This is a genomic window from Bacillus sp. LH1, assembly GCF_057924895.1.
Window position 1 is genome coordinate 232739 of sequence record NZ_CM175007.1, and the last position, 24762, is coordinate 257500.

General features: G+C 36.7%; 26 protein-coding genes and 9 tRNA genes (1 of these 35 running past the window's edge). 32 read left to right on the plus strand and 3 right to left on the minus strand.

The window, feature by feature from the left end; all coding sequences use genetic code 11:
* Nucleotide 1 precedes the first annotated feature (1 nt).
* A complete protein-coding gene (locus tag ACX9TM_RS01305; protein ID WP_000030789.1) occupies nucleotides 2–982 on the plus strand; it encodes an ABC transporter ATP-binding protein in 981 nt (326 codons plus the stop codon).
* Nucleotides 979–1944 (plus strand): ABC transporter ATP-binding protein, encoded by a 966-nt coding sequence (locus tag ACX9TM_RS01310; RefSeq protein WP_065382246.1) that lies wholly within the window; start codon nucleotides 979–981, stop codon nucleotides 1942–1944. The genes ACX9TM_RS01305 and ACX9TM_RS01310 overlap by 4 nt, the downstream gene beginning before the upstream one ends.
* A gap of 34 nt (nucleotides 1945–1978) precedes the next feature.
* Here ACX9TM_RS01310 and ACX9TM_RS01315 read toward each other — a convergent pair whose 3' ends face one another.
* Nucleotides 1979–2851 carry a Cof-type HAD-IIB family hydrolase gene (locus tag ACX9TM_RS01315; RefSeq protein ID WP_000766420.1) on the minus strand — a complete coding sequence of 291 codons (873 nt, stop codon included), beginning with the start codon at nucleotides 2849–2851 and terminating at the stop codon, nucleotides 1979–1981.
* Between the two features lie 441 nt (nucleotides 2852–3292).
* Between ACX9TM_RS01315 and ACX9TM_RS01320 the strand changes: the two genes are divergently transcribed.
* The 14 genes from ACX9TM_RS01320 to uvsE all read left to right on the plus strand — a co-directional run bounded on the left by ACX9TM_RS01320 (nucleotide 3293) and on the right by uvsE (nucleotide 16425).
* Nucleotides 3293–3400 (plus strand): DUF3948 family protein, encoded by a 108-nt coding sequence (locus ACX9TM_RS01320; protein WP_000664237.1) that lies wholly within the window; start codon nucleotides 3293–3295, stop codon nucleotides 3398–3400.
* Nucleotides 3401–3434: 34 nt separating this feature from the next.
* Complete coding sequence (locus ACX9TM_RS01325) at nucleotides 3435–3551, plus strand: DUF3948 family protein (protein ID WP_000677736.1); 117 nt, start codon at nucleotides 3435–3437, stop codon at nucleotides 3549–3551.
* 34 nt (nucleotides 3552–3585) lie between these two features.
* Nucleotides 3586–3702: a DUF3948 family protein gene (locus ACX9TM_RS01330; RefSeq protein WP_000654250.1), complete on the plus strand. Its 117-nt coding sequence runs from the start codon at nucleotides 3586–3588 to the stop codon at nucleotides 3700–3702.
* Nucleotides 3703–3736: 34 nt separating this feature from the next.
* Nucleotides 3737–3853 carry a DUF3948 family protein gene (locus tag ACX9TM_RS01335; protein WP_000654250.1) on the plus strand — a complete coding sequence of 39 codons (117 nt, stop codon included), beginning with the start codon at nucleotides 3737–3739 and terminating at the stop codon, nucleotides 3851–3853.
* A 43-nt stretch (nucleotides 3854–3896) separates the two neighbouring features.
* Nucleotides 3897–4007, plus strand: a complete 111-nt coding sequence (locus tag ACX9TM_RS01340; RefSeq protein WP_001083690.1) for a DUF3948 family protein — start codon at nucleotides 3897–3899, stop codon at nucleotides 4005–4007.
* A 393-nt stretch (nucleotides 4008–4400) separates the two neighbouring features.
* Entirely contained in the window at nucleotides 4401–5519 is a 1119-nt protein-coding gene (gene hppD / locus ACX9TM_RS01345) for a 4-hydroxyphenylpyruvate dioxygenase (protein ID WP_000810922.1), read from the plus strand.
* Nucleotides 5520–5585: 66 nt separating this feature from the next.
* Complete coding sequence (locus tag ACX9TM_RS01350) at nucleotides 5586–6542, plus strand: fumarylacetoacetate hydrolase family protein (RefSeq protein ID WP_000674004.1); 957 nt, start codon at nucleotides 5586–5588, stop codon at nucleotides 6540–6542.
* The gene (locus ACX9TM_RS01355) at nucleotides 6508–7680 is read left to right on the plus strand and encodes a homogentisate 1,2-dioxygenase (RefSeq protein WP_013141710.1); all 1173 of its coding nucleotides are present in this window, start codon (nucleotides 6508–6510) and stop codon (nucleotides 7678–7680) included. The genes ACX9TM_RS01350 and ACX9TM_RS01355 overlap by 35 nt, the downstream gene beginning before the upstream one ends.
* 231 nt (nucleotides 7681–7911) lie before the next feature.
* Nucleotides 7912–9327, plus strand: a complete 1416-nt coding sequence (gene bcaP / locus ACX9TM_RS01360) for a branched-chain amino acid transporter BcaP (protein ID WP_000809361.1) — start codon at nucleotides 7912–7914, stop codon at nucleotides 9325–9327.
* Nucleotides 9328–9435: 108 nt separating this feature from the next.
* Nucleotides 9436–10707 carry an MDR family MFS transporter gene (locus tag ACX9TM_RS01365; RefSeq protein ID WP_000799721.1) on the plus strand — a complete coding sequence of 424 codons (1272 nt, stop codon included), beginning with the start codon at nucleotides 9436–9438 and terminating at the stop codon, nucleotides 10705–10707.
* A 228-nt stretch (nucleotides 10708–10935) separates the two neighbouring features.
* A complete protein-coding gene (locus ACX9TM_RS01370; RefSeq protein WP_000161427.1) occupies nucleotides 10936–12021 on the plus strand; it encodes a D-alanine--D-alanine ligase in 1086 nt (361 codons plus the stop codon).
* Between the two features lie 62 nt (nucleotides 12022–12083).
* Nucleotides 12084–13460 carry a UDP-N-acetylmuramoyl-tripeptide--D-alanyl-D-alanine ligase gene (murF, locus tag ACX9TM_RS01375; RefSeq protein ID WP_000595957.1) on the plus strand — a complete coding sequence of 459 codons (1377 nt, stop codon included), beginning with the start codon at nucleotides 12084–12086 and terminating at the stop codon, nucleotides 13458–13460.
* Between the two features lie 305 nt (nucleotides 13461–13765).
* A complete protein-coding gene (gene cshA, locus ACX9TM_RS01380; RefSeq protein ID WP_000206592.1) occupies nucleotides 13766–15367 on the plus strand; it encodes a degradosome RNA helicase CshA in 1602 nt (533 codons plus the stop codon).
* Nucleotides 15368–15462: 95 nt separating this feature from the next.
* Nucleotides 15463–16425, plus strand: a complete 963-nt coding sequence (uvsE, locus tag ACX9TM_RS01385) for a UV DNA damage repair endonuclease UvsE (protein ID WP_000961165.1) — start codon at nucleotides 15463–15465, stop codon at nucleotides 16423–16425.
* Here the strand turns inward: uvsE and ACX9TM_RS01390 are convergent.
* A complete protein-coding gene (locus ACX9TM_RS01390; protein ID WP_000908523.1) occupies nucleotides 16418–16990 on the minus strand; it encodes a rhomboid family intramembrane serine protease in 573 nt (190 codons plus the stop codon). The two genes, uvsE and ACX9TM_RS01390, sit on opposite strands and share 8 nt — an antisense overlap.
* A gap of 93 nt (nucleotides 16991–17083) precedes the next feature.
* Between ACX9TM_RS01390 and acpS the strand changes: the two genes are divergently transcribed.
* The 6 genes from acpS to ACX9TM_RS01420 all read left to right on the plus strand — a co-directional run bounded on the left by acpS (nucleotide 17084) and on the right by ACX9TM_RS01420 (nucleotide 23024).
* Nucleotides 17084–17443, plus strand: a complete 360-nt coding sequence (gene acpS, locus ACX9TM_RS01395) for a holo-ACP synthase (protein ID WP_000583416.1) — start codon at nucleotides 17084–17086, stop codon at nucleotides 17441–17443.
* A gap of 93 nt (nucleotides 17444–17536) precedes the next feature.
* Nucleotides 17537–18550: a LolA family protein gene (locus ACX9TM_RS01400; protein ID WP_000830124.1), complete on the plus strand. Its 1014-nt coding sequence runs from the start codon at nucleotides 17537–17539 to the stop codon at nucleotides 18548–18550.
* Nucleotides 18551–18667: 117 nt separating this feature from the next.
* Complete coding sequence (gene alr / locus ACX9TM_RS01405; protein ID WP_000390615.1) at nucleotides 18668–19837, plus strand: alanine racemase; 1170 nt, start codon at nucleotides 18668–18670, stop codon at nucleotides 19835–19837.
* 308 nt (nucleotides 19838–20145) lie between these two features.
* Nucleotides 20146–20433: an antitoxin EndoAI gene (locus ACX9TM_RS01410; protein WP_000004570.1), complete on the plus strand. Its 288-nt coding sequence runs from the start codon at nucleotides 20146–20148 to the stop codon at nucleotides 20431–20433.
* 4 nt (nucleotides 20434–20437) lie between these two features.
* Nucleotides 20438–20788 (plus strand): type II toxin-antitoxin system endoribonuclease NdoA, encoded by a 351-nt coding sequence (ndoA, locus tag ACX9TM_RS01415; protein ID WP_000635963.1) that lies wholly within the window; start codon nucleotides 20438–20440, stop codon nucleotides 20786–20788.
* A 67-nt stretch (nucleotides 20789–20855) separates the two neighbouring features.
* Nucleotides 20856–23024: a Tex family protein gene (locus ACX9TM_RS01420; RefSeq protein ID WP_000426242.1), complete on the plus strand. Its 2169-nt coding sequence runs from the start codon at nucleotides 20856–20858 to the stop codon at nucleotides 23022–23024.
* A 57-nt stretch (nucleotides 23025–23081) separates the two neighbouring features.
* On the opposite strand, the gene cmpA is transcribed toward ACX9TM_RS01420, so the two are convergent.
* Nucleotides 23082–23198, minus strand: coding sequence for a cortex morphogenetic protein CmpA (gene cmpA, locus ACX9TM_RS01425; RefSeq protein WP_001143642.1), 117 nt, complete (start codon nucleotides 23196–23198; stop codon nucleotides 23082–23084).
* A 195-nt stretch (nucleotides 23199–23393) separates the two neighbouring features.
* Between cmpA and ACX9TM_RS01430 the strand changes: the two genes are divergently transcribed.
* The 10 genes from ACX9TM_RS01430 to ACX9TM_RS01475 all read left to right on the plus strand — a co-directional run.
* Nucleotides 23394–23852 carry a SprT family protein gene (locus tag ACX9TM_RS01430; RefSeq protein ID WP_000344234.1) on the plus strand — a complete coding sequence of 153 codons (459 nt, stop codon included), beginning with the start codon at nucleotides 23394–23396 and terminating at the stop codon, nucleotides 23850–23852.
* A gap of 113 nt (nucleotides 23853–23965) precedes the next feature.
* Nucleotides 23966–24040: transfer RNA gene (locus ACX9TM_RS01435), tRNA-Asn, on the plus strand.
* A gap of 3 nt (nucleotides 24041–24043) precedes the next feature.
* Nucleotides 24044–24134, plus strand: a tRNA-Ser gene (locus tag ACX9TM_RS01440).
* An 8-nt stretch (nucleotides 24135–24142) separates the two neighbouring features.
* Nucleotides 24143–24217, plus strand: a tRNA-Glu gene (locus tag ACX9TM_RS01445).
* 4 nt (nucleotides 24218–24221) lie between these two features.
* A tRNA-Val gene (locus ACX9TM_RS01450) sits at nucleotides 24222–24297 on the plus strand.
* A gap of 25 nt (nucleotides 24298–24322) precedes the next feature.
* Nucleotides 24323–24399 (plus strand) — tRNA-Met (locus ACX9TM_RS01455).
* 3 nt (nucleotides 24400–24402) lie between these two features.
* Nucleotides 24403–24478, plus strand: a tRNA-Asp gene (locus ACX9TM_RS01460).
* Nucleotides 24479–24565: 87 nt separating this feature from the next.
* Nucleotides 24566–24640 (plus strand) — tRNA-Gln (locus ACX9TM_RS01465).
* A 5-nt stretch (nucleotides 24641–24645) separates the two neighbouring features.
* Nucleotides 24646–24718: transfer RNA gene (locus ACX9TM_RS01470), tRNA-Lys, on the plus strand.
* Between the two features lie 16 nt (nucleotides 24719–24734).
* Nucleotides 24735–24762: transfer RNA gene (locus ACX9TM_RS01475), tRNA-Leu, on the plus strand; it runs 55 nt beyond the window's last position.

Sequence of the window (24762 nt, forward strand, 5' to 3'; positions counted from 1 at the left end):
TATGAGTAAAGCGGTAGTAGAGCTGAAAGATTTACAAACACACTTTCAGACAGAAGAAGGGACAGTAAAAGCTGTGAATCATGTTAGTTTTTCTGTTCGAGAAGGTGAAACTGTTTGTGTTGTAGGTGAATCTGGTTGCGGAAAAAGTGTAACGGCGTTATCTATTATGGGACTTATTGCTGAATCAGGCAGTGTAGTAGGTGGAGATATTTTATATGAAGGAAAAAGTCTTTTAGGAATGAAAGAGAAAGAGCTTCGTAGTTTACGAGGGAATGATATTGCGATGATTTTCCAAGAACCGATGACATCGCTAAACCCCGTCTTCACTGTAGGAGAGCAAATTGTAGAAACGTTAAGGGAGCATGAATTACTTAGTAAAAATGAAGCATATAAGAAGGCAATTGAGTTAATTCGTAAAGTTGGCATAGCCCGCGCTGATGAAATCGTCCATTCTTATCCGCATGAACTGAGCGGCGGGATGTTACAACGTATTATGATTGCTGTTGCACTTAGTTGTAATCCTAAGTTATTAATTGCGGATGAACCAACAACAGCTCTTGATGTTACTATTCAGGCTCAAATATTGGATCTACTAAGACAAGTGAAAGAAGAATTTAAAACGTCGATTTTATTAATTACACATGACTTAGGTGTCGTAGCGGAAATGGCTGATTATGTTGTCGTTATGTATGGCGGGAAAGTTATCGAAGAAGCCCCAGTACTAGAGATATTCCAAAATCCAAAACATCCTTATACGAAAGGATTATTGAAATCAAAACCAGTAATGGGAAAACGAATAGATAAACTATATTCTATTCCAGGGCAAGTTCCGAATTTAGTTGGTTTAGGTGAGTTTTGCTACTTTAGTGGGCGTTGTGAGCATTGTATGGAAATATGTGAAAAAGAAGCCCCAAATCTAAATGTAAATGATGAAAATCATAAAGTAGCTTGCTGGTTATATGAGGAGCGTGCGGAACAATGAGTGAACCATTATTAGAGGTGAAAAATCTAAAGACATATTTTCCAATTAAGGGTGGCGTATTTAGTAGAACAATTGGGCATGTAAAAGCGGTTGATGGAGTAAGTTTTACTATTAATAAAGGTGAAGTGTTTGGTCTCGTTGGCGAATCAGGGAGCGGAAAAACAACAATAGGAAAAACAATTTTACGCCTCGTTCAAAAAACGGAGGGAGAAGTGAAGTTTAAAGGGAAAGATGTTCATTCTTTATCCAAGGATGAATTAAGAAAACATCGCCCTAATATGCAGCTCGTTTTCCAAGATCCATTTAGCTCATTAAATCCGAGAATGAGAATTGGAGAAGCGCTTGGAGAGCCAATGTTGGCCCACGGATTAGCGACGAAAGAAAATGTTCTTGAAAAGGTAATTGAAGTATTGGAGTTATGTGGATTAGCTCCTTATCATATTGACCGGTATCCCCATGAGTTTTCTGGTGGACAACGTCAGCGTATCGTAATCGCAAGAGCTATGGTATTAAATCCGGAATTTATTGTAGCTGATGAACCTGTGGCGGCACTAGATGTATCTATCCAAGCACAAATTATTAATTTATTTAGTGAGTTACAAGAGAAAAAGGGATTATCTTATTTATTCATTTCGCATGATTTAAGTGTAGTAGAACATTTATGTACGAAAATCGGAATTATGTATTTAGGTACGATTGTGGAGACAGCACCGCGTGATGAGTTATTTACCAATCCGCTACATCCTTATACGAAAGCATTGTTATCAGCTGTTCCAATACCAGATCCAACAGTGAAGCGAGAGCGAATTATACTAGAAGGGGATATTCCAAGTCCAGCAAATCCACCTTCGGGCTGTCGTTTTCATACACGTTGCCCATTTGCAACGGATGTTTGTAAAAAAATAGTACCAGAATTCCGTAATGTTGGTGCAGAGCATTTTGTTGCTTGTCATCACGTATAAAAAAGGACTCTTTCAAATTGAAAGAGTCCTTTTTTTATTTAATAGATGAAGTTTGTTTCAATACAAATTGCTCGATTGCGTGAGCAACACCATGTTCATTGTTTGTTAGTGTTACAACATCACATAGCTTTTTTACATCTTCTTCAGCGTTGCCCATTGCAACAGATAAGCCTGCTACTTCTAACATCGGTACATCATTAAAATTATCACCAATAGCAACTGTATCTTCAATAGGGATATTAAAATGAGCTGCCATCTGCTGTATCCCGTTTCCTTTATGTCCATTCTTATCCATAATTTCTAAGTTAGTAGGAGCCGATGCTGTAACCATAATATCAGCATCTTCTTGTAATATACTTAATAGTTGTGCGCGATGCGCTGCATTAAACGTTAAAATGAAGAATTTAGATATTTCTAGTTCTTGGTTATTTACAACATCTTCTATTTTTTTGAAATCAGTAATTAGGTTCGATTTCTTTTGCTTTTCTGTAATTCGTTCAAGCTCCTCTAATGTAACATCAAGCGCATGCTTATTTTCTTCGAATGCTTGCATCACTTGATCTTGCCATGTATATGGAGAATAAACTCCTTTATTCGTATATAGCTTATATGGGAAACCTTCAGATTCTAGTAATTTTGCAAGTTTGTAAACTTTGTCGTTTTGTATACAACGCGAGTTAATTACTTTTCCATCCACATAAACAATAGCCCCATTGCTTGCTCCGACTGGAAGAGATAATTTATATTCTTCCAATAGCTTTAAAGCATCCTCTTTCGCACGACCAGAACAGATCATTACAATATGACCAGCTTCTTGTGCAGTTTGGATTGCTTGTAGGTTTTCTTTGGAGATTTCAAGATTAGATGATAGTAGTGTACCATCCATATCTAATGCGATTAATTTCAAAATGACCACCTCTTTGTTTTTATTATACATAGTTATATAGAGGAAACATATAAACTTATCTTGGAAAGACGGTATTTTATCTCATATTAAAAGTAAGTAAAGATTAGATAGGTTTAGTGTCACTAAATAAACGATTTGTAACAAAAATAGAGAGGAATATGACGACATTTCACTTTATGACTGTAATGTTACACGAATGTTACAAACGTGAACTAAGCGAAAAACGCATTAAATAAAGGTTTTTGAGGGTTATTATAAAAAAACGTAAAAAAAGTGTAATAAATTTTACGTAATTATATTGCAACGTAATAATAGTTATGTTACATTAATGTTACAAACGTTACGTTATCAAATTTAATGTAACGTTAACATAAAAACTATGAAATAAACATTTCTTAGAAATTACATATAGATAACTTATAAAAAGGGAGGATAAATGATATGAAAGAGCAAGTATTACAAGTAACAAAAGGTGATTTCGTAGGATCAGCAAGTGGAGCGGTAGTATTAACAGCATTAATCGTATTTCTATCAAGCGTATTAGTATAATAGAAGCCTTGTAACAAAAGAAAAGGAAGGGAGAATGAAAGGTATGAAAGAGCAAGTATTACAAGTAACAAAAGGTGATTTCGTAGGATCAGCAAGTGGAGCGGTAGTATTAACAGCATTAATCGTATTTCTATCAAGCGTATTAGTATAATAGAAGCTTTGTAACAAAAGAAAAGGAAGGGAGAATGAAAGATATGAAAGAGCAAGTATTACAAGTAACCAAAGGTGACTTCGTAGGATCAGCAAGTGGAGCAGTAGTATTAACAGCGTTAATCGTATTTCTATCAAGCGTATTAGTATAATAGAAGCTTTGTAACAAAAGAAAAGGAAGGGAGAATGAAAGATATGAAAGAGCAAGTATTACAAGTAACAAAAGGTGACTTCGTAGGATCAGCAAGTGGAGCAGTAGTATTAACAGCGTTAATCGTATTTCTATCAAGCGTATTAGTATAATAGAAGTTTTAAATCAAACAAAAAAGGAAGGAGAATGAGGGATATGAACAGTGAACAAGTGTTTCAAGTAACAAAAACAGATTTATTAGGATCCTTAGGGGGAGCGGTAATATTAACATCATTTATTCTATTCCTTGCAAATGTATTAGTATGAGATATATAAATACAATCATTCAAAAAAAATAAAGACTCTAACGTATTAGTAAGTAGTTAATATGTTGGAGTCTTTTTTATATTCTTCTTATATCCCCTCAAGTATTAAAGTTACCTCATTATCCAGCATGCATGGCTAATTAAACGTTGCGGTTGAAACTTGATTCAACGAATAATCAAAAATCCACTGAATAAAATCCCGCTTTATTTCAAAGAGAAAAAAGTCGAATTTTATATGTAAGAAAAAAAGAGGAATTTGACAGAAAAGATAGAAAATTTTAAAGGTCAGAATTTGTTAGCTTGCTAACTAATTTCTATTAATTAACGTTGGAAGCGTTTTCGGTTGGTTTTAAGTATGGACCATTTAATCTATTTACAGGGGGATGAAGATATTATGAAACAAAAATCTATGGATACGCTAGCTGCACAAATGGAGGACTTTTTTCCAGTACGTGATGTAGATCATTTGGAATTTTACGTAGGGAATGCAAAGCAATCGAGTTATTATCTTGCGAGAGCGTTCGGATTCAAAATTGTGGCTTACTCTGGATTAGAAACTGGAAACCGTGAAAAGGTATCTTATGTTCTTGTGCAAAAAAATATGCGTTTCGTTGTGTCTGGAGCTTTAAGTAGTGAAAATCGTATTGCAGAGTTTGTAAAGACTCATGGTGATGGCGTGAAGGATGTGGCACTACTTGTTGATGATGTTGATAAAGCATACTCAGAAGCAGTGAAACGTGGTGCCGTCGCAATTGCTCCACCGCAGGAATTAACAGATGAGGACGGTACATTGAAAAAAGCAGTTATTGGTACGTATGGTGATACAATTCATACGCTTGTAGAGCGTAAAAATTATAAAGGGGCATTTATGCCAGGATTCCAAAAGGTAGAATTTAATATTCCATTTGAAGAGTCTGGTTTAATTGCTGTTGATCATGTAGTTGGTAATGTTGAAAAAATGGAAGAGTGGGTTAGTTATTACGAGAATGTTATGGGCTTTAAACAAATGATTCATTTTGATGATGACGATATTAGTACAGAGTATTCGGCGTTAATGTCGAAAGTTATGACGAATGGAAGTCGTATTAAGTTTCCTATTAACGAACCAGCAGATGGAAAGAGAAAGTCACAAATTCAAGAGTATCTAGAATTCTATAATGGAGCTGGTGTACAACATCTTGCTTTATTAACAAGTGATATTGTTAAAACAGTTGAAGCGCTTCGTGCAAATGGGGTGGAGTTTTTAGATACACCTGATACTTATTATGATGAGTTAACTGCACGAGTTGGAAAAATCGATGAAGAAATTGATAAGTTAAAAGAATTAAAGATTTTAGTAGATCGTGATGATGAAGGTTACTTACTACAAATCTTTACGAAACCAATTGTAGATCGCCCGACTTTATTTATTGAAATCATTCAACGTAAAGGTTCTCGTGGATTTGGTGAAGGAAACTTTAAAGCGTTATTCGAATCAATTGAAAGAGAACAAGAGCGTCGCGGAAACTTATAAGATTTGTATCCACCAGCAAAAGTCCCTTTGCTGGTGGAAATTTCATTTTTATAAGGAGGAATCAGGATGAAATTTGTTACATTTCGTCTTCCTTCAAAAGAACTACGGGCTGGATGGCTTGAAGGTGACAAAGTAATAGATATGAATCTTGCTAGTGAAGGGAAAATCCCTTCTTCTATGATTGCTTTTTTAGAGAAAGCGGATGAGTATGTAGAAGTAGTGCGGAATATTAAGAATCCAAATAAGGGTATATATGCTTTAGAAGAAGTACAATTGACAGCTGCTCTTCCTAATCCGAGTAGTATTCGAGATTTTTACGCATTTGAACAACATGTAAAAACAGCTCGCGGACGAAGAGGATTAGATGTTGTGCCTGAATGGTATGATATTCCGGTTTTTTATTTTACTAATCATCGTGCTGTAATTGGTTCCAGTGATTTTGTAATTGGTCCGAAAAAGTCTAAAAAGCTTGATTATGAGTTGGAGATTGCTTGCGTAATAGGAAGAGAAGGGCGAAATATTTCTCGTGAGCAAGCAGAGGAATATATTTTTGGTTATTGCATTATGAACGACTGGAGTGCGAGAGACTTACAAGCAACAGAAATGAAAGTAGGTCTCGGTCCAGCGAAAGGAAAAGACTTTGCAACTTCTTTAGGAGCACATCTTGTTACGAAAGAGGAATTAGACGTTTATCGTAATGGTGATCGATATAATTTAGAAATGACTGCTCATGTAAATGGAAAACTATTATCAAAAGGAAACTTCCAAGATATTTACTATACATTTGCTGAAATGATTGAACGTGCTTCAGAGGACGTTACGTTATATCCAGGAGATGTGATTGGTTCTGGGACAGTAGGAACAGGATGTATTTTAGAACTGGGTACAGAAGAGTGGCTACAAGATGGAGATGTTGTAGAACTGTCGATTACTGGTTTAGGTACACTACGTAATACAATCAAAAAAGAAAAGGAAGCGGGTGATGGGCATGTTTTATCGTCACATGGGAGAACTACCTCATAAACGACATGTACAATTTCGTAAAAAAGATGGATCGCTTTATCGTGAACAGGTAATGGGAACAAAAGGTTTTTCTGGTACGCAGTCTATTTTGTATCATCATTATATGCCGACAGAAGTAGGTCATTCTGCATTATCGCATTCTTGTCAGTTGCAGTATGAAGAGGATGTTGCTCTTTCTCATCGCCACTTTCGAACGAAAGAAAGTAAAAAAAGTGGTGATGCAATAAGTGGACGGAATTTCATACTTGGAAATGAAGATTTATTAATTGGAGTAGTGAGTCCAACAGAAAAAATGGATTATTTCTATCGTAATGGTGATGGCGACGAAATGTTATTTGTTCATTATGGAACAGGGAAAATTGAAACGATGTTTGGAACGATTCACTATAGAAAAGGCGACTATGTAACGATTCCAATTGGAACGATTTATCGTGTTATTCCAGATGAAGGAGAGACTAAGTTTCTTGTTGTAGAGGCGAATAGCCAAATTACAACGCCGCGTCGTTATCGAAATGAATACGGACAATTGTTAGAGCATAGTCCGTTTTGTGAAAGAGATCTTCGTGGTCCAGAAAAATTAGAGACATATGATGAAAAAGGCGAGTTTGTCGTAATGACAAAATCAAGAGGCTATATGCATAAACATGTTTTAGGACACCACCCGTTAGATGTTGTGGGATGGGATGGCTATTTATATCCGTGGGTATTTAATGTAGAGGATTTTGAACCAATTACAGGGCGCATTCATCAGCCACCGCCAGTACATCAAACATTTGAAGGACATAATTTTGTTATTTGCTCTTTCGTACCACGTTTATACGATTATCATCCAGAGTCAATTCCGGCACCATATTATCATAGTAATGTTAATAGTGATGAAGTTCTTTACTATGTAGAAGGAAACTTTATGAGTCGCAAAGGTGTGGAAGAAGGTTCTATTACACTTCATCCGAGCGGGATTCCCCATGGACCGCATCCGGGGAAAACAGAGGCAAGTATAGGGAAGAAAGAGACGCTTGAATTAGCTGTTATGATAGACACATTCCGTCCGCTTCGTATTGTAAAACAAGCACATGAAACAGAAGATGAAAAGTATATGTATAGCTGGATTGAACAAGGTTCATATACTGTGAAATAAGTAAAAAAGGCATGCTCTCAATAAGGGGGCATGCCTTTTTCACGGAATCGACATGTATAATAATACCAAAAAAATAATGGAAAGATATATAGAAAGAATAATAAGGATTGTGCATATTCAGAAGAATTTCTACTTGTTTCGACAAAAGTATTGACTAGGAAAAGCGTAATGAGTAAAATAAAAAAGCGAATTAAAAATTTTCAGAAAATTTAAAACTTGGAGGAGTGAAAGATGAAGCAAATTTTTCAAAAGAAGCCAATTGCAAAGTTAATGCAAGAAAGTAAGCAAAAAACGTTAGCAAGAACATTGGGCGCGCTAGATTTAACTATGCTTGGAATCGGAGCAATTGTTGGAACTGGTATTTTTGTTCTAACGGGTGTTGTGGCAGCGAAACATTCTGGGCCAGCTATTATATTATCATTTGCGATTGCCGCTCTAGCTTGTGCCTTTGCTGCATTTTGTTATGCTGAATTTGCTTCTTCAGTTCCTGTCTCGGGCAGTGTGTATACGTATACATACGCGACGATGGGGGAAGTATTCGCATTTTTAATTGGCTGGGACTTAATGCTGGAATATTTACTTGCTACATCTGCTGTAGCGAACGGTTGGTCTGCATATTTTCAATCTTTATTAAAGGGGTTTGGAATTCATATTCCGACTATTCTCTCCTCGGCTCCTGGTACAGGTAAGGGTGGAATAATTGATCTACCTGCAGTTCTAATTATTTTAGTGATGACAGTTCTTTTATCTAGGGGTGTTCGTGAAAGTGCACGAGTAAATAATATTATGGTATTTATTAAAATAGCAGTTGTTCTTATTTTTATCTTTGCTGGTTTTAATTATGTGAAACCTGAAAACTGGACGCCTTTTATGCCATTTGGTTTAGATGGTGTAATGGCTGGAGCGGCTACAGTATTCTTCGCATTTATAGGATTTGATGCAGTTTCAACAGCGGCAGAAGAAGTGAAACGTCCGCAACGTGATTTACCAATTGGTATTATTGCATCGTTATTAATTTGTACAGTTCTTTATATCGTTGTTTCGCTTATTTTGACAGGAATTGTTCCATACGGACAGCTAAATATATCAGATCCAGTTGCTTTTGCACTTCAATTTATTGGACAAGATGGTTTAGCGGGGGTAATTTCAGTAGGAGCAATTACAGGAATTACAACAGTAATGCTAGTTATGATGTATGGGCAAGTTCGTGTTTCTTATGCGATGAGCCGAGATGGTTTACTGCCGAAGCGTCTTGCTAAAGTTCATCCGAAATTTAAAACGCCATTTTTAAATACATGGACAACGGGAATTATTGCGGCACTGATTTCAGGATTAATAGATTTAAATGTTTTAGCACATCTTGTAAATATGGGGACATTGTCAGCATTTGCACTCGTAGCTGTTGCGGTAATCGTAATGAGAAGAACACATCCAGACTTACCAAGGGCATTTAAGGCTCCGCTTGTACCATTTTTACCAGCATTAACAGTGATCTTCTGTTTATACTTAATGCTTCAATTATCGGGGACAGCATGGATTAGTTTTGGGATATGGATGGTTATTGGTATAGCGGTTTACTTCTTATATAGCCGAAAACATAGTGCTTTAAATAATAGTAAAAAAGAAGAAGATGTTGCAAATTTATAAGCGAAAAAATCCATTCTAATTCTGTTAGAATGGATTTTTTTATTTGAAAATTTACATTTTTCTGAACTTATTATAAGATAATTGTTGGCTAACTAAAGGGGTGAAATGATGAAAAATACGTGGCGTGAGTTAAGGGAGATGGACCGTAACGTATGGATTCGATTTATTGGAGAGACGTTAAATGGAATTGCAATGATGATGTTAATGCCTTTTTTTGCATTATATTTAAAAGATAAGGTAGATTCGTTGTTGGAAGTTGGGGTTATTATGGCGCTTTCTCCAATTGCTGCAAGTTTTGGATCACTTATAGGAGGGAGAATTGCTGACATATATGGAAGAAAGCCTATTATGATATTTTCTATGGCAAGTAATGCATTATTAATGCTCGGTTTTCTATTTATAGAAGGGTTTATTCCATATGCAATTTTATCTATTTTTTTAGGGTTGAGTAATTCTTTATTTCACCCAGCTGCATCAGCTATGGTCGCGGATGTAACGGCACCAGAAAAAAGAACAGAGGCATATGGTTTATTACGAATGGGACACAATATAGGTGCTGCGATTGGTCCGATAATGGGAGCATCAGTAGTTGTGTTGTCAAAGAACCTTGTGTTTATTATTGCCTCTTCTACAATGCTATTTTATGCGTTACTTGTATTACTTCTTATTCAAGAGACGATGCCAAAGAGGACAGATAAGGAAGAACATAAAGAAAAGGAATCTGGGGCAGTTTGGAAAATTGTAATGCGAGATAAGGCATTAATGATTTACTTATTAGCAGGTATTATCATTTCGATGGGGTTTTCTCAAACGGAAGGCATGTTGCCACTACATTTTGATAATGAAATGAAGCGTATTTTTGGAACGAATAATCCATATCCATATTTAATGGCGTTAAACGGACTATTAGTTGTTTTATTCCAGTTTCAAATTTCAAAATGGGCTACGGATAAACCGGTCGGGAAGACGATGTTATATGGTGCATGTTTATTCGGGATTGGATTATTTTTTATAGGGTGGTTACCGAAGTGGTTTGGAGAATTTAATACAAATGCTACAATTATTTTAATAACACTACTGTTCGTTTATGCTTTATATACGTTAGGTGAAATGATTATGTCGCCTGTACAGATGACATTTGTAGCAAATTTGGCCCCTGAGCATTTGAGAGGGACTTATATGGGAGCTGCAAGTTTGCAGTGGATTACAGGAAGCGCATTTGGTCCACTTTTGGGCGGTTTTTTATTAGATCGATTACTTGGTCACTTTCTATTTACAATTTTAGCTGTAGGATGTGTAGTTGCAGGTATTGTATATGTTTCTTTAGATCGTCTTGTTGAGCAAAGGCAAAAAGACACACTAACCAAACAATCTTCTTAGTGAATAGATGACATACACAAAAAAGGGGATTTCTACATATTTTAGGTACATAACTAGATTAGATTGCCATTTTATTTTGTGTAGCTATATAGAAAATGAAATGAAAAACCAATAAGTGATGTTATTTAATTATTTATGGAAGTTACATTTTATTTCAAATAGGAACTACCTATTTTTATAAAAAGTGCTAAAATAGAAAAATGAAAACAATTGGTTAGGGTGATTTCATTGACGAAAATTAAATTAGGTTTATTATATGGTGGAAAATCAGCTGAGCATCAAGTTTCGCTACAGACGGCTCTTGCTGCTATTAAAGCGTTAAATCAAGATAAATTCGAGATTCATCCAATTTATATTACAGAACAAGGTCAATGGGTACGTGGTGAGCGTATTGAAGGCGAAGTAACAGATGTTGAAGCTTTAAAAATGAGCGGTGCAGAAAATGCGATTTCTCCGTTATCATTAAGTACAGAAATTATCCCATCTGCAGCTTCTGAGGAGAACGCTATTGACGTTATTTTCCCATTACTACATGGACCAAACGGTGAAGATGGAACGGTTCAAGGACTATTAGAATTAATGAATATCCCTTATGTAGGAAATGGTGTTCTAGCATCATCTGCTGGTATGGATAAAGTTGTTATGAAAAACATCTTTGCAGAGGCTGGTTTAAAACAAGCAAAATATGCATCCTTCATTCGTAGTGCATGGGAAAAAAATCGTGAGGAAGCTTATTCTAAAGTAGAAGATAAGTTAGGATATCCTTGCTTCGTAAAACCAGCGAACCTTGGTTCAAGTGTTGGTATTAATAAGTGTAAAAATCGTGAAGAACTTGAGGATGCATTTGTAGAGGCATTCCAATTTGATCGCAAAATTATTGTAGAAGAAAATATTGTAGGTCGTGAAGTAGAAGTTGGGGTACTAGGTAATGATGAGCCGAAATGTTCAGTTGTAGGTGAAATCGTTCCGAAAAAGGACTTCTATGATTATAAGTCGAAATATATCGATGGTGATACGGCGCTAATTATTCCAGCTGAAATGACAGAAGAAGAATCTAATGTAATTAAGCGTGATGCGATTATTGCATTCCAATCATTAGACGGTGCAGGTTTAACGCGAGCTGATTTCTTTTTAACGAAAGATGGAGAAGTGTATATTAACGAAGTAAACACAATGCCAGGATTTACACCGTTCAGTATGTTCCCTCTATTATGGCAACATACTGGGTTACCGTATCCAGAATTAATCGAAGAGCTAATTCGTTTAGCGATTGAACGTCACGAAGAAAAACAAAAAATTAAATATACAATCTAACAAAAAAGGAGGAAGCACTATTCATAGGAATAGTGCTTCCTCTATGTAAGGAGCGTTTATATATGATAAAGCGAATGTTAAAGCAAGTGGAACAGATGGTAAATGGTACTGAATTAGCAGAGCAATATGAGGGAATTACTATTCAAGGCGTGTCTATTGATACGAGAAAAATTGAAAAAGGAAACTTGTATGTTCCGATTCAAGGGGAGCGCTTCGATGGACATGCTTTTGTAGATAAAGCTGTTGAAAATGGAGCTGTGGCTACATTATGGATGAAAGATGTAGCGAATCCACCTGAGAATCTTCCGGTTATTTTTGTAGAAGACACGCTATCGGCATTGCAAATGTTAGCGAAAAACTATCGCGATCAATTGGATGTTAAAGTTGTAGGTGTAACGGGTAGTAACGGTAAAACATCTACGAAAGATATTGTAACAAGTCTTCTTGCGACTAAATTCAAAGTGCAAAAAACAGAAGGGAACTTCAATAACCATATCGGATTACCTCTTACCATTTTAAACTTAGAAGAAAATACAGAAGTAGCAGTATTAGAGATGGGTATGTCAAGCCGAGGCGAAATTGAATTCTTATCTAAGTTAGCTCGTCCTAATGCAGCTATCATTACAAATATTGGTGAGGCACATTTAATGGATTTAGGATCTCGTGAGGCAATTGCTGAAGCGAAATTAGAAATTGTTACAGGATTACAAGAAGGTGGCGTGTTCGTATATAACGGAGATGAGCCTTTATTAACGAATCGTGTTCCTGGAATGAATTTAGCAGCAGAAACGGTTACGTTTGGTGATGCAAGAGCAAACGATTATTATCCAACGACTGTAACATTACAAGCAACTGGGACACATTTCAAAATGAATAGAGATGAAAATATTTCATTCTACTTACCGGTGTTAGGAAAACATAATGTGTATAATACACTTGCTTCAATGGCAATTGCGAAACATTTTGGTGTAACGTGGGAAGAGATGAAAGAAGGTTTAGTAACACTTCAAATGACGGGCATGCGTATGGAAATTGTGAAAACAAATAGTGGTTTAACAATTATCAACGATGCTTATAATGCAAGCCCGACGGCTATGGAAGCAGCATTCCATTTAATGAATGGTTTAGATGGTTTTGCTAAAAAAATCGTTGTGCTCGGTGATATGTTAGAACTTGGAGATCAAGAAGTACAGTTCCATTATGAGGTAGGAAAATTAATCGATCCAGCAAAAATCTCACATGTATTCACATACGGTAGATTAGGGGCTCAAATTGCTGAAGGAGCAAAAATTAATTTCCCTAATGAACGTGTAAAGGCGTATGATAATAAAGAAGAGTTAGTAAAAGATTTACAAGCAGTAGTCGATGTGAAAGATGTTGTATTAATAAAAGCATCTCGCGGTATGAAATTAGAAGAAGTAATTACGATGTTGAAATAATTGGTGTATATAAATAGGGATGATAGTTACGAAAATAGAAGAAACTTATAATAAGCGCTTACAGTAAATATAAAAAAATAAAAGTGAAGAAAAAAACTCTGAATATGAAAATAAGGTAACAGTTGGGTTTGCTTTTTACACATACAAAACTTATAATTGATAAAGTGTAATAACGTTTAGAAGTATTTTCGTGAAGAATATACGCCCGTTTATATACGTGAGCATTCAGGAAAAGGGCTTTTCCGCAAATTCGGAAAACGCCTTTTTTTAAATGATAAGTATAGGATAGAAAAGGAGAAGTAACATTGACAACATTTCGAGAATTAGGATTAAGTGATTCTTTACTGCAATCTGTTGAAAGTATGGGCTTTGAAGAGGCTACACCAATTCAAGCTGAAACAATTCCACATGCATTGCAAGGTAAAGATATTATTGGGCAAGCGCAAACAGGTACAGGGAAAACAGCAGCATTCGGATTACCACTATTAGATAAAGTGGATACACATAAAGAATCGGTTCAAGGTATTGTTATCGCGCCAACGCGTGAATTAGCAATTCAAGTTGGAGAAGAATTATACAAAATTGGTAAGCATAAACGCGTTCGTATTTTACCGATTTATGGTGGTCAAGATATTAACCGCCAAATTCGTGCTCTAAAAAAACACCCACACATTATTGTTGGTACGCCGGGTCGTATTTTAGATCATATTAACCGTAAAACACTTCGTCTGCAAAACGTAGAGACAGTTGTTCTTGACGAAGCAGATGAAATGTTAAACATGGGCTTCATTGAAGACATTGAAGCAATTTTAACAGATGTGCCAGAAACACATCAAACATTACTATTCTCAGCGACAATGCCGGATCCAATCCGCCGTATTGCTGAGCGTTTCATGACTGAGCCTCAACACATTAAAGTAAAAGCAAAAGAAGTAACAATGCCAAACATTCAGCAGTTCTATTTAGAAGTGCAAGAAAAGAAAAAGTTTGACGTGTTAACACGCTTATTAGATATTCAATCTCCAGAGCTTGCAATCGTATTTGGTCGTACAAAGCGTCGTGTTGATGAATTATCAGAAGCATTAAACTTACGTGGTTATGCTGCAGAAGGTATTCACGGTGATTTAACTCAGGCGAAACGTATGTCTGTATTACGTAAATTTAAAGAAGGTTCTATTGAAGTTCTTGTTGCAACAGACGTTGCTGCGCGTGGTCTTGATATTTCAGGCGTAACGCACGTATATAACTTCGATATTCCACAAGATCCAGAATCATACGTTCACCGTATCGGTCGTACTGGTCGTGCAGGTAAAAAAGGTATTGCAATGCTATTTGTAACACCACGTGAATCAGGACAATTAAAAAATATCGAGCGTACAACAAAACGTAAAATGGACCGTATGGATGCACCGACACTTGACGAGGCATTAGAAGGTCAACAACGTTTAATCGCTGAAAAGCTTCAAAGCACAATTGAAAATGAAAACTTAGCATACTACAAGCGTATTGCAGAAGAAATGTTAGAAGAAAATGACTCTGTAACAGTAGTAGCTGCTGCTTTAAAAATGATGACTAAAGAGCCGGATACAACTCCGATCGCTTTAACATCAGAACCACCTGTTGTTTCAAGAGGCGGCGGTTCTAAAAAACGCGGCGGTAACGGAGGCGGATACCGTGATGGTAACCGTAATCGTAGTCGTGATGGACGCGGCGGTGGCGATGGACGTAATCGTGACCGTAACCGTGATGGACGTAATCGTGACGGAAACCGTGATCGCAATCGTGATGGTAACCGCGATCGTAATCGTGATGGTGGTAGTCGTGGTCGTAGAGGTGAAGGCCAAGGTCGCCCTGGTTCTTCAAATGGACGCGGCGAAAGAAAACATCATAGCCGTCCACAAGCTTAATAAAAAAAGAGAATGCCCTTTGTGGGCATTCTCTTTTTTTTATTTCTATAATTGTGCATACTACATAATAGTTATGATAGAAAAGGGGCTGTTATATGCTTGTAAGGCTTGGTTACGTTGCGATGAGTGTGCATTTGAAGAATGCATCTCCATCTCAAACGATGACGTATGCACAGTTTCAGAAATTAGATGATCGTGATGCTGCAATTCGTAAGCTTGAAAGAATTGCTAATTCCAATTTAGAAAATTGTTTACGTTTATTAAAGCATAATAAAGGGCATGACATATCTTTCTTTCGGCTCAGTTCAAAGCTCATTCCTTTAGCGAATCATGAGGAATTGCTAGAGTGGAACTATATTCGTCCGTTAAAAGAAAATTTAAAAAAACTAGGTGAATATGCAGTTCATATGAATATGAGAATTGATTTCCATCCAGATCATTTTGTTGTACTAAATTCACCTGAAGAGAGTGTTTTTAAACAATCTGTAAAAACATTGCAGATGCACAAAAAATTATTAAAAGGCATGGGGATTGAACATAAGCAACGATGTGTACTGCATGTTGGAGGAGGATATAAAGATAAAGAACTTGCATTAGAGCGCTTTATAGAGAATTGGTCGAATGTCCCAAGGGGTATTCAAGAAATGATTATATTAGAAAATGATGATACAACCTTTACGTTAGAGGAAACATTATATTTAGGAGAAAAATTAGATATTCCCGTCGTATTTGACTTGCATCACCATATGATGAATAATGAGCAAGAAGATTGGTTTGAAGATTGGGCACGTGTTGTTCATACGTGGGAAACGTCTTTGTTGCCGATTAAAATGCATATCTCTAGCCCTAGAGAGGGAAAAGATCCAAGAGCTCATGCAGATTATATTAATGTAGACGCATTTTTATCTTTTTTAAGAAGGATAAAGGGAAGTGTTCCGCAAATTGATTGTATGATTGAGGCGAAGATGAAGGATGAGTCTTTATTTCAATTAATGAGAGATTTAAGTGAACAAGTAGATGTAGAAATTATCGATGGTGCAAGCTTTTATATTAAATAAGCTTTGCACCATCGTTTTTTTTTGTTAAAAAAGGGGTTAAAATGCCACCGGTTATTAAACCTGTTAAATGACTGATCGGATTGGCAGAAGGGTTAAAGAAAGTAAATAGTAGTAATAGAAGTATCATAATTGAGAAAATGGCAATTTCTTTTGGTTTTGAAGAGCGGTATCGATTGTACAATAAAAATAACTGTGCACCTAATAGTCCGAAAATACCACCTGATGCACCTGCGTGAATATATTCAAGCGGCATAATAATATAAGAAGAAATATTTCCAGAAATTCCAGAGAGAAAAAATAGAATAAAAAAAGAAAAGTGTCCGAGTTGCTTTTCGATAGAAGAACCAAGAGCAAACAAAAAAATACTATTAGAAAGAAAATGTTGTAAGTCTACGTGTACGAGAAGAGAAGTTATGACACGCCACCATTCTCCTTTCGCGATATATTCATTAGAGGCTGCCAGTGGTAAGAGAAAAAAGTCGCCTAATATCATCATGACTAAATGAATAAGCAGTAAGGTAAGGATAGTCGGTTGTAAAGAAATATGAGTGGATCTTATTAGCATACGGTTACTATCACCCCTTTTGCATCAGAAAGATTCTCTGTTATTCTTATCAATATGAAAGAAGAAAGTTAAATAGAAGAAGGGGATTTTGAAATGATTATAGGGATTGGTATCGATATTATTGAATTAAATCGTATTGAAAAAATGCTAGATGGAAAGCTTAAATTTATGGAACGTATTTTAACGGAAAATGAACGTAATGTTGCTATGGAGCTGAAAGGAAGTCGCCTTACAGAGTTTGTAGCTGGAAGGTTTGCAGCGAAAGAGGCGTATTCAAAAGCTGTAGGTACTGGTATCGGAAAAGAAGTGAGTTTTTTAGATATTGAAGTTAAAAATGATGAAAGAGGTAAGCCAATTCTGATTACAAGTACAGAGTATATTGTTCATTTATCAATTAGTCATAGTAAGGAATTTGCTGTTGCTCAAGTTGTTTTAGAAAGCTTGTCACGCTAGTCTGCATATTTTATATCTTTGTCTCATATATTTGAGGTAGCGATAAGGAAGGTACATCTTCCATTCATTTATAGGGGCAAAGGGGCTGAATTGATGAAAAGGCGTCTGTTTTTAGTTCTTGTCGGTTTGTTGACCGTTTTTGTGTTGGCGGGTTGTATGGAAAAGAAGCAAGATGATGTCGTGAGAGATTTAGAATCAAAAGTAAAAGGGATGAAAAGTTATCAAGCTGAGGCAAAATTATCTATTAAAACAGGCAATGAGCCTCAAGAGTATAACGTAGAGATTTGGCATAAGGAACCGTCTTTTTATCGTGTGAATTTAAAAAATGCAAAAAAAGATCAGAGCCAAATTATTTTGAGAAATGAAGAAGGTGTATTTGTATTAACGCCAGCACTTAATAAGAGCTTCCGTTTTCAAAGTGATTGGCCGCAAAATAGTAGCCAGGCTTATTTATATGAATCACTTGTAAGAGATATTTTGCAGGACAAGAAAAACCTTACTTTTGAGAAAACAGATAAGTATTATATTTTTAAAACAAAAACAAACTATCAACATCAAAATATGTTGCCGAGACAAGAGATTACATTGAATAAGAGCGACTTGACTCCAGTTTCAGTGAAGTTAATGGATAATGATCAAAATGTTCTTGTGAAAGTAGATTTCTCTAAAGTGAAATTCGATGCGAAATTTGATAAAGGTGCATTTGATACGAAACAAAATATGTCTAGAGCGCAGGTAGATGTTCAAACAACAGCGAAAGAAGACAAACCGTTTGCTATTTTGTATCCACTTGATACACCACAAGGTATGACTCTGCAAGATGAAAAAGAGTTGAAGACAGACAGTGGCAAGCGTGCGATACTCACATACACTGGAAATAAGAAATCCTTTACTTTAATACAAGAAAAGGCAAAAGTTGCAGAGGCATCATCAGCGGTAAGTGTAAGTGGAGAACCAGTTGATCTTGGGTTTACGATTGGTGCATTAACGAAAGACTCTGTAACGTGGTCGCATAACGGAGTAGAATATATGCTCGTGTCTAAAGGTTTAGAGCCGAAGGAGCTGTTAATGGTTGCTCGTTCAGTTACAGCGAAGCAGGTGAAGTAAACTTCTTAGACGTGGTGATATATGTGCACCACGTCTTTTCTTAGTTTGAAGGTGGATTTCATAAAAGAAGCATATAAAAGAATAAGCTTCGCATATCGTGTATAAGGAAGTGTATTTATGGAAGAAGCACCATTTTACCGTGACACTTGGGTGGAAGTGGATTTAGATGCCATTTATAACAACGTTACACATATTAAAGAGTTCATCCCAAGTAATGTAGAGATTTTTGCTGTAGTTAAAGCAAACGCATATGGGCACGATTATGTACCGGTGGCTAAAACGGCATTAGAAGCAGGTGCAACAAGGTTAGCTGTTGCTTTTTTAGATGAAGCTTTAGTGCTTCGGAGGGCTGGTATTACTGAGCCGATTTTAGTGTTAGGTCCCTCGCCGCCGCGTGATGTAAATGTAGCTGCTGAAAATGATGTAGCGCTAACGGTTTTTCAAAAAGAATGGGTGGACGAAGCAATTAAACTTTGGGATGGTTCATCTGTAATGAAATTCCATATTAACTTTGATAGTGGTATGGGGAGAATTGGAATACGTGAAAGAAAAGAGCTAAAAGAATTTTTAAAGAGTTTAGAGGGTGCACCGTTTTTAGAGTTAGAAGGAGTATACACGCATTTTGCAACGGCAGATGAAGTTGAGACTTCGTATTTTGATAAGCAATATAACACGTTCTTAGAGCAGTTAAGTTGGTTGAAAGAATTCGGAGTGGATCCTAAGTTTGTTCATACAGCTAATAGTGCTGCGACGTTACGTTTTCAAGGGATTACATTTAATGCAGTGCGAATTGGGATTGCAATGTATGGATTATCTCCTTCTGTAGAAATACGTCCTTTTTTACCATTTGAATTAGAACCGGCGCTATCACTTCATACGAAAGTCGCTCATATTAAACAGGTAATTAAAGGTGATGGAATTAGTTATAACGTCACCTACCGAACGAAAACTGAAGAATGGATTGCGACTGTAGCGATTGGCTATGCAGATGGGTGGCTTAGGAGGTTACAAGGATTTGAAGTGCTTATAAATGGTAAAAGGGTACCGATTGTAGGGCGAGTAACAATGGATCAGTTCATGATTCATCTTCCTTGTGAAGTGCCACTTGGTACGAAAGTTACGCTTATTGGAAGGCAAGGAGATGAGTATATTAGCGCTACAGAGGTTGCGGAATACTCAGGGACTATTAATTATGAAATTATTGCAACGATCAGTTTCCGTGTGCCGAGAATATTTATACGGAATGGTAAGGTTGTAGAGATAATTAATTACTTGAACAATATATAGAAGGTAGTATGATTGCTTCTTGTCATTGGAGTGACTGTTCATTGCTGGATAATAAGCTCTTTTTGATGAGAAGCTTTTTACTTATAATCATTTTTTATATAAGTTGCACGTAAGTTTTGAAGAGGAGTTCTATTGTTTTTAGTTAGTTATGAGATAAAAAATTTAAGAAGATGAATGTTTTGTTTGTGAATTGGAAAACATAAGCAAGGAATAAGGAAGTCTTTGCAACAGGCTCCATACAATGGTATTATTACAATAGGTGTCATATATATATTTGGGTGTGTAGTTGACGGTGGAGGTGTATTTTTGTGTCCGAATCAAGTGTAACTACTGAAATCGTGGTTCGGTTGCCAAAGCAAATGGTAACGGAATTGGACGGAATTGGAAAACAAGAGAATAAGAATCGCCATGAACTAATTTGCCAGGCAACACAATTGTTATTGCGTCAACATAAGACGAAGAAACGCTACCAACATGAATCAATGCGACGTGGGTACATTGAAATGGGAAAAATTAATCTTGGTATTGCATCTGAAGCTTTCTTAGCAGAGTATGAAGCAGCTCATACAGTAGAACGCTTAGTTAGCGGGGGGTAATATTTTGATTGTAAAACGCGGCGACGTGTATTTTGCAGACCTTTCCCCAGTTGTTGGTTCTGAGCAAGGAGGCGTTCGTCCGGTTCTTGTCATTCAAAATGACATCGGAAATCGTTTTAGTCCAACGGTGATTGTAGCGGCTATTACTGCACAGATTCAAAAAGCGAAATTACCCACTCATGTGGAAATTGATGCGAAAAAGTACGGTTTTGAGAGAGATTCTGTTATTTTACTTGAGCAGATTCGAACAATCGATAAGCAGCGCTTAACGGACAAAATCACTCACTTAGATGAAGTGATGATGATTCGTGTAGATGAAGCGCTACAAATTAGTTTAGGACTAATAGATTTTTAAATCGGCAGTTTAAGTTGCTCTCTTTGAAGGGCAACTTTTTTTATTATAGAGGAGGTTACGGTTGTATATGGAAATGGTAGATAATCGACAAGCGTTAATGAAAATGTTAGTGAAAGAATTAGGCTTTACCGAAAAGCAAGTTCGTCATGTTATTCAATTAACAGAAGAAGGTAACACAGTTCCATTTATTGCTCGTTACCGAAAAGAATGGACAGGCTCTTTAGATGAGGTGCAAATTCGTACGATTTTAGAGAGATGGCAATATATGATGCAACTTGAAGATAGGAAGGAAGAAGTTCTTCGTCTTATTGATGAGAAGGGGAAACTGACAGAAGAGCTACGACAGCAAATTGTTAAAGCTACAAAGTTGCAAGAAGTAGAAGATCTATATCGTCCATATAAAGAGAAAAGAAGAACGAAAGCGACAGTTGCTAAAGAAAAAGGATTAGAACCATTAGCTGAATGGTTATTGTTATATAAGAAAGAAGATCCGGCTAAAAAGGCAGTGGAATTTATTAATGTAGAGAAAGAAGTGCAATCTGCAGAAGAAGCTTTACAAGGTGCACAAGACATTATTGCAGAAATGGTTTCAGATGAAGCTGCGTATCGTAGTTGGATTCGAAATGTTACTTTTAGAAAAGGTGTTATGTCTTCTTCCGTGAAAGATGAAGAAAAAGATGAAAAGAATATATATGAAATGTATTACAGTTATGAAGAACCATTGCAAAAAGTAGTACCACATCGTGTATTAGCAATGAATCGTGGCGAGAAAGAAGATATATTGAGAGTTGCTGTTGTTCCACCAGTAGATGAGATAGTAACCTTCTTAAATAAGAAAGTAATTCGTGATAACGATTCGAAAAGTGCACATTATGTACAATTAGCGATTGAAGATGGTTATAAACGATTAATTCAATCTTCAATCGAAAGAGAGATTCGTAAAGAATTAACAGAAACAGCTGAAGAACAAGCAATACATATTTTCTCTGAGAACTTACGTAACTTATTATTACAACCTCCGATGAAAGGGAAAGTCGTGCTAGCGGTAGATCCGGCATATAGAACTGGTTGTAAATTGTCTGTAGTAGATGATACGGGGAAAGTACTACATATCGATGTTATTTATCCGCATCCACCTGTTCGTAAATATGATGATGCAAAAACGAAAGTTCTTTCTATTATAGATAAATATCAAGTTGAAATGATTGCAATTGGTAATGGGACAGCATCTAGAGAAACAGAAGAGTTTATAGTAGATGTATTACAAAGTGTGAATCGAGATGTCTTTTATATTATTGTAAATGAAGCGGGTGCTAGTGTATATTCAGCTTCTGATTTAGCCCGTGAGGAATTCCCAAATTTACAAGTTGAAGAGAGAAGTGCCGTTTCTATTGGGAGACGTCTGCAAGATCCACTTGCTGAACTTGTGAAAATTGATCCTAAATCAGTTGGGGTTGGACAATACCAACATGATGTATCTCAAAAGAGACTGAATGAGTCATTAACATTTGTAGTAGAAACAGCTGTTAACCAAGTTGGGGTTAATGTAAATACGGCTTCGGTTGCATTGTTACAATATGTTTCAGGTTTATCGAAAACTGTTGCGAAAAATATTGTAGCAAAGAGAGAAGAAGATGGGAAATTCACGAAGCGCACGGAATTAAAGAAAATCCCACGTTTAGGTGCAAAGACTTATGAACAATGTATAGGTTTCTTACGTATACTAGAAGGAGCGAATCCATTAGATCGAACAGGTATTCATCCAGAGCAATATAAAAATGTTGAATTGTTATTGAAGAGTCTAGGGTTATCGATAGATGACGTAGGACAACCGCAATTACAAAAGAGATTGGAAGAAGTAGAGATTTCTAAGTTATCTCAAGAAACAGGAGTTGGGGAGCCGACGTTAGTTGATATTATAGATGCGCTTATTAGTCCTGAACGAGATATGAGGGATGAGTTGCCTAAACCACTTTTGAAAAAAGGGATTTTGAAATTAGAAGATTTAAAACGTGGTATGGAACTAGAAGGAACAGTTCGTAACGTTGTTGATTTTGGTGCTTTTGTTGATGTTGGTGTAAAGCAAGATGGTTTAGTACATATTTCTAAACTTAGCAAACAGTTTGTAAAGCATCCGTTAGATGTTGTATCAGTAGGGCAAATTGTAAAAGTATGGGTAGATGATATTGATACAAAAAAAGGACGCGTTGCACTATCTATGTTGCCGATTGAATAGTAAGAGAAGAGAGCAGATGAAACTGCTCTTTTTTTATGAAATAAAAAGTGTAATGGATTATGAGCTTTGATGTATTTTGCTATAATAAAACCAGCATTCATTTAATAACTTAATTTGATACCGGTTTTTTTCGAAATATGCACGTTGCATTTGTTTTTTTAGCCACGTAGGCATAGGAATCCCTCCTTGTTTAATCCTGCTCTCAAAAATCTAAAATGCTATTGATGAGAGGTTGGTGAGTGGATTTCTATTCATGTTTTGTTTTTAGAAACCACGCTTCTTACATGAGGATGGGTATATGTACTATTTAATATATGTATAAGAAGGGAGAAAAGTGTAAAAATATTTTTTTGTTTAGGAGGAATGAGAGTGGATGAGCAAGAAATTCAGCGACTAGTGGAAGAAGTGTCACTACAATACTTTGAGATGCCGTTCTTACATAAAGCGGTGTTTAATAATAGATTACGTACAACTGGTGGGCGTTATTTATTGAAGAGTCATAATATCGAACTGAATTATCGATATTACGAATTGTATGGTGAAGAAGAGTTAGTCGGGATTATTAAACATGAGCTTTGTCATTATCACTTACATATTGCAGGAAGAGGGTATAAGCACAGGGACAGGGATTTTCGTGAGTTGTTAAAGAAAGTTGATGCACCACGTTTTTGTAAACGAATGATTAATGAAGAGAAGGAAAAAAAGATTTATAAGTATGAATGTATGGAGTGTTCACTTCAATATGTAAGAAGGCGTCAAATAAATATAAAAAGATATGTCTGTGGAAAGTGTAAAGGGAAACTCAAACCGATATCGAAAACATCTTGACAGTAAAAACGCAATCCAGTATATTATAAACATGTCACGTTTGAACAAGATGTTGTTAAAAACTTCTTGACTTACAGAGAGAATTTTTATAAGATACAAATTGTCTTCATTATTCCGCAGTAGCTCAGTGGTAGAGCTATCGGCTGTTAACCGATCGGTCGTAGGTTCGAGTCCTACCTGCGGAGCCATACAGAGAAGTACCCAAGTGGCTCAAGGGGCTCCCCTGCTAAGGGAGTAGATCGCTAACGCGGTGCGAGGGTTCGAATCCCTTCTTCTCTGCCATACATATTGGCCCGTTGGTCAAGTGGTTAAGACACCGCCCTTTCACGGCGGTAACACGGGTTCGAATCCCGTACGGGTCACCACTTCGGAGGATTAGCTCAGCTGGGAGAGCACCTGCCTTACAAGCAGGGGGTCGGCGGTTCGATCCCGTCATCCTCCACCATATAATTTTATATGAATAGTATTGTCGCGGGGTGGAGCAGCACGGTAGCTCGTCGGGCTCATAACCCGAAGGTCGCAGGTTCAAATCCTGTCCCCGCAACCAAATGGTCCCGTGGTGTAGTGGTTAACATGCCTGCCTGTCACGCAGGAGATCGCCGGTTCGACCCCGGTCGGGACCGCCATTTTAACTTCTGCTATATAGCAGTTGTTTTTTATTGGACATTATGTTACAATAACATTTGTCTTTGAAAAGAAGATAATTATTTCGATGGGCTATAGCCAAGCGGTAAGGCAACGGACTTTGACTCCGTCATGCGCTGGTTCGAATCCAGCTAGCCCAGCCATTTACGAGCCATTAGCTCAGTTGGTAGAGCATCTGACTTTTAATCAGAGGGTCGAAGGTTCGAGTCCTTCATGGCTCACTTTTGTTTTTTCCGCGCGGTCGTGGCGGAACGGCAGACGCGCT

Bases quoted from the DNA above. Each gene is read 5' to 3' on its own strand.
- bcaP (WP_000809361.1), top strand. From the start codon at position 7,912: ATGAAGCAAATTTTTCAAAAGAAGCCAATTGCAAAGTTAATGCAAGAA.
- acpS (WP_000583416.1), top strand. From the start codon at position 17,084: ATGATTATAGGGATTGGTATCGATATTATTGAATTAAATCGTATTGAA.
- ACX9TM_RS01355 (WP_013141710.1), top strand. From the start codon at position 6,508: ATGTTTTATCGTCACATGGGAGAACTACCTCATAAACGACATGTACAA.
- ACX9TM_RS01350 (WP_000674004.1), top strand. From the start codon at position 5,586: ATGAAATTTGTTACATTTCGTCTTCCTTCAAAAGAACTACGGGCTGGA.
- ACX9TM_RS01365 (WP_000799721.1), top strand. From the start codon at position 9,436: ATGAAAAATACGTGGCGTGAGTTAAGGGAGATGGACCGTAACGTATGG.
- hppD (WP_000810922.1), top strand. From the start codon at position 4,401: ATGAAACAAAAATCTATGGATACGCTAGCTGCACAAATGGAGGACTTT.
- ACX9TM_RS01310 (WP_065382246.1), top strand. From the start codon at position 979: ATGAGTGAACCATTATTAGAGGTGAAAAATCTAAAGACATATTTTCCA.
- ACX9TM_RS01340 (WP_001083690.1), top strand. From the start codon at position 3,897: ATGAACAGTGAACAAGTGTTTCAAGTAACAAAAACAGATTTATTAGGA.
- ACX9TM_RS01335 (WP_000654250.1), top strand. From the start codon at position 3,737: ATGAAAGATATGAAAGAGCAAGTATTACAAGTAACAAAAGGTGACTTC.
- alr (WP_000390615.1), top strand. From the start codon at position 18,668: ATGGAAGAAGCACCATTTTACCGTGACACTTGGGTGGAAGTGGATTTA.
- murF (WP_000595957.1), top strand. From the start codon at position 12,084: ATGATAAAGCGAATGTTAAAGCAAGTGGAACAGATGGTAAATGGTACT.
- ACX9TM_RS01320 (WP_000664237.1), top strand. From the start codon at position 3,293: ATGAAAGAGCAAGTATTACAAGTAACAAAAGGTGATTTCGTAGGATCA.
- ACX9TM_RS01420 (WP_000426242.1), top strand. From the start codon at position 20,856: ATGGAAATGGTAGATAATCGACAAGCGTTAATGAAAATGTTAGTGAAA.
- ACX9TM_RS01305 (WP_000030789.1), top strand. From the start codon at position 2: ATGAGTAAAGCGGTAGTAGAGCTGAAAGATTTACAAACACACTTTCAG.
- ACX9TM_RS01330 (WP_000654250.1), top strand. From the start codon at position 3,586: ATGAAAGATATGAAAGAGCAAGTATTACAAGTAACCAAAGGTGACTTC.
- cmpA (WP_001143642.1), bottom strand. From the start codon at position 23,198: ATGCCTACGTGGCTAAAAAAACAAATGCAACGTGCATATTTCGAAAAA.
- uvsE (WP_000961165.1), top strand. From the start codon at position 15,463: ATGCTTGTAAGGCTTGGTTACGTTGCGATGAGTGTGCATTTGAAGAAT.
- ACX9TM_RS01390 (WP_000908523.1), bottom strand. From the start codon at position 16,990: ATGCTAATAAGATCCACTCATATTTCTTTACAACCGACTATCCTTACC.
- ACX9TM_RS01400 (WP_000830124.1), top strand. From the start codon at position 17,537: ATGAAAAGGCGTCTGTTTTTAGTTCTTGTCGGTTTGTTGACCGTTTTT.
- ACX9TM_RS01325 (WP_000677736.1), top strand. From the start codon at position 3,435: ATGAAAGGTATGAAAGAGCAAGTATTACAAGTAACAAAAGGTGATTTC.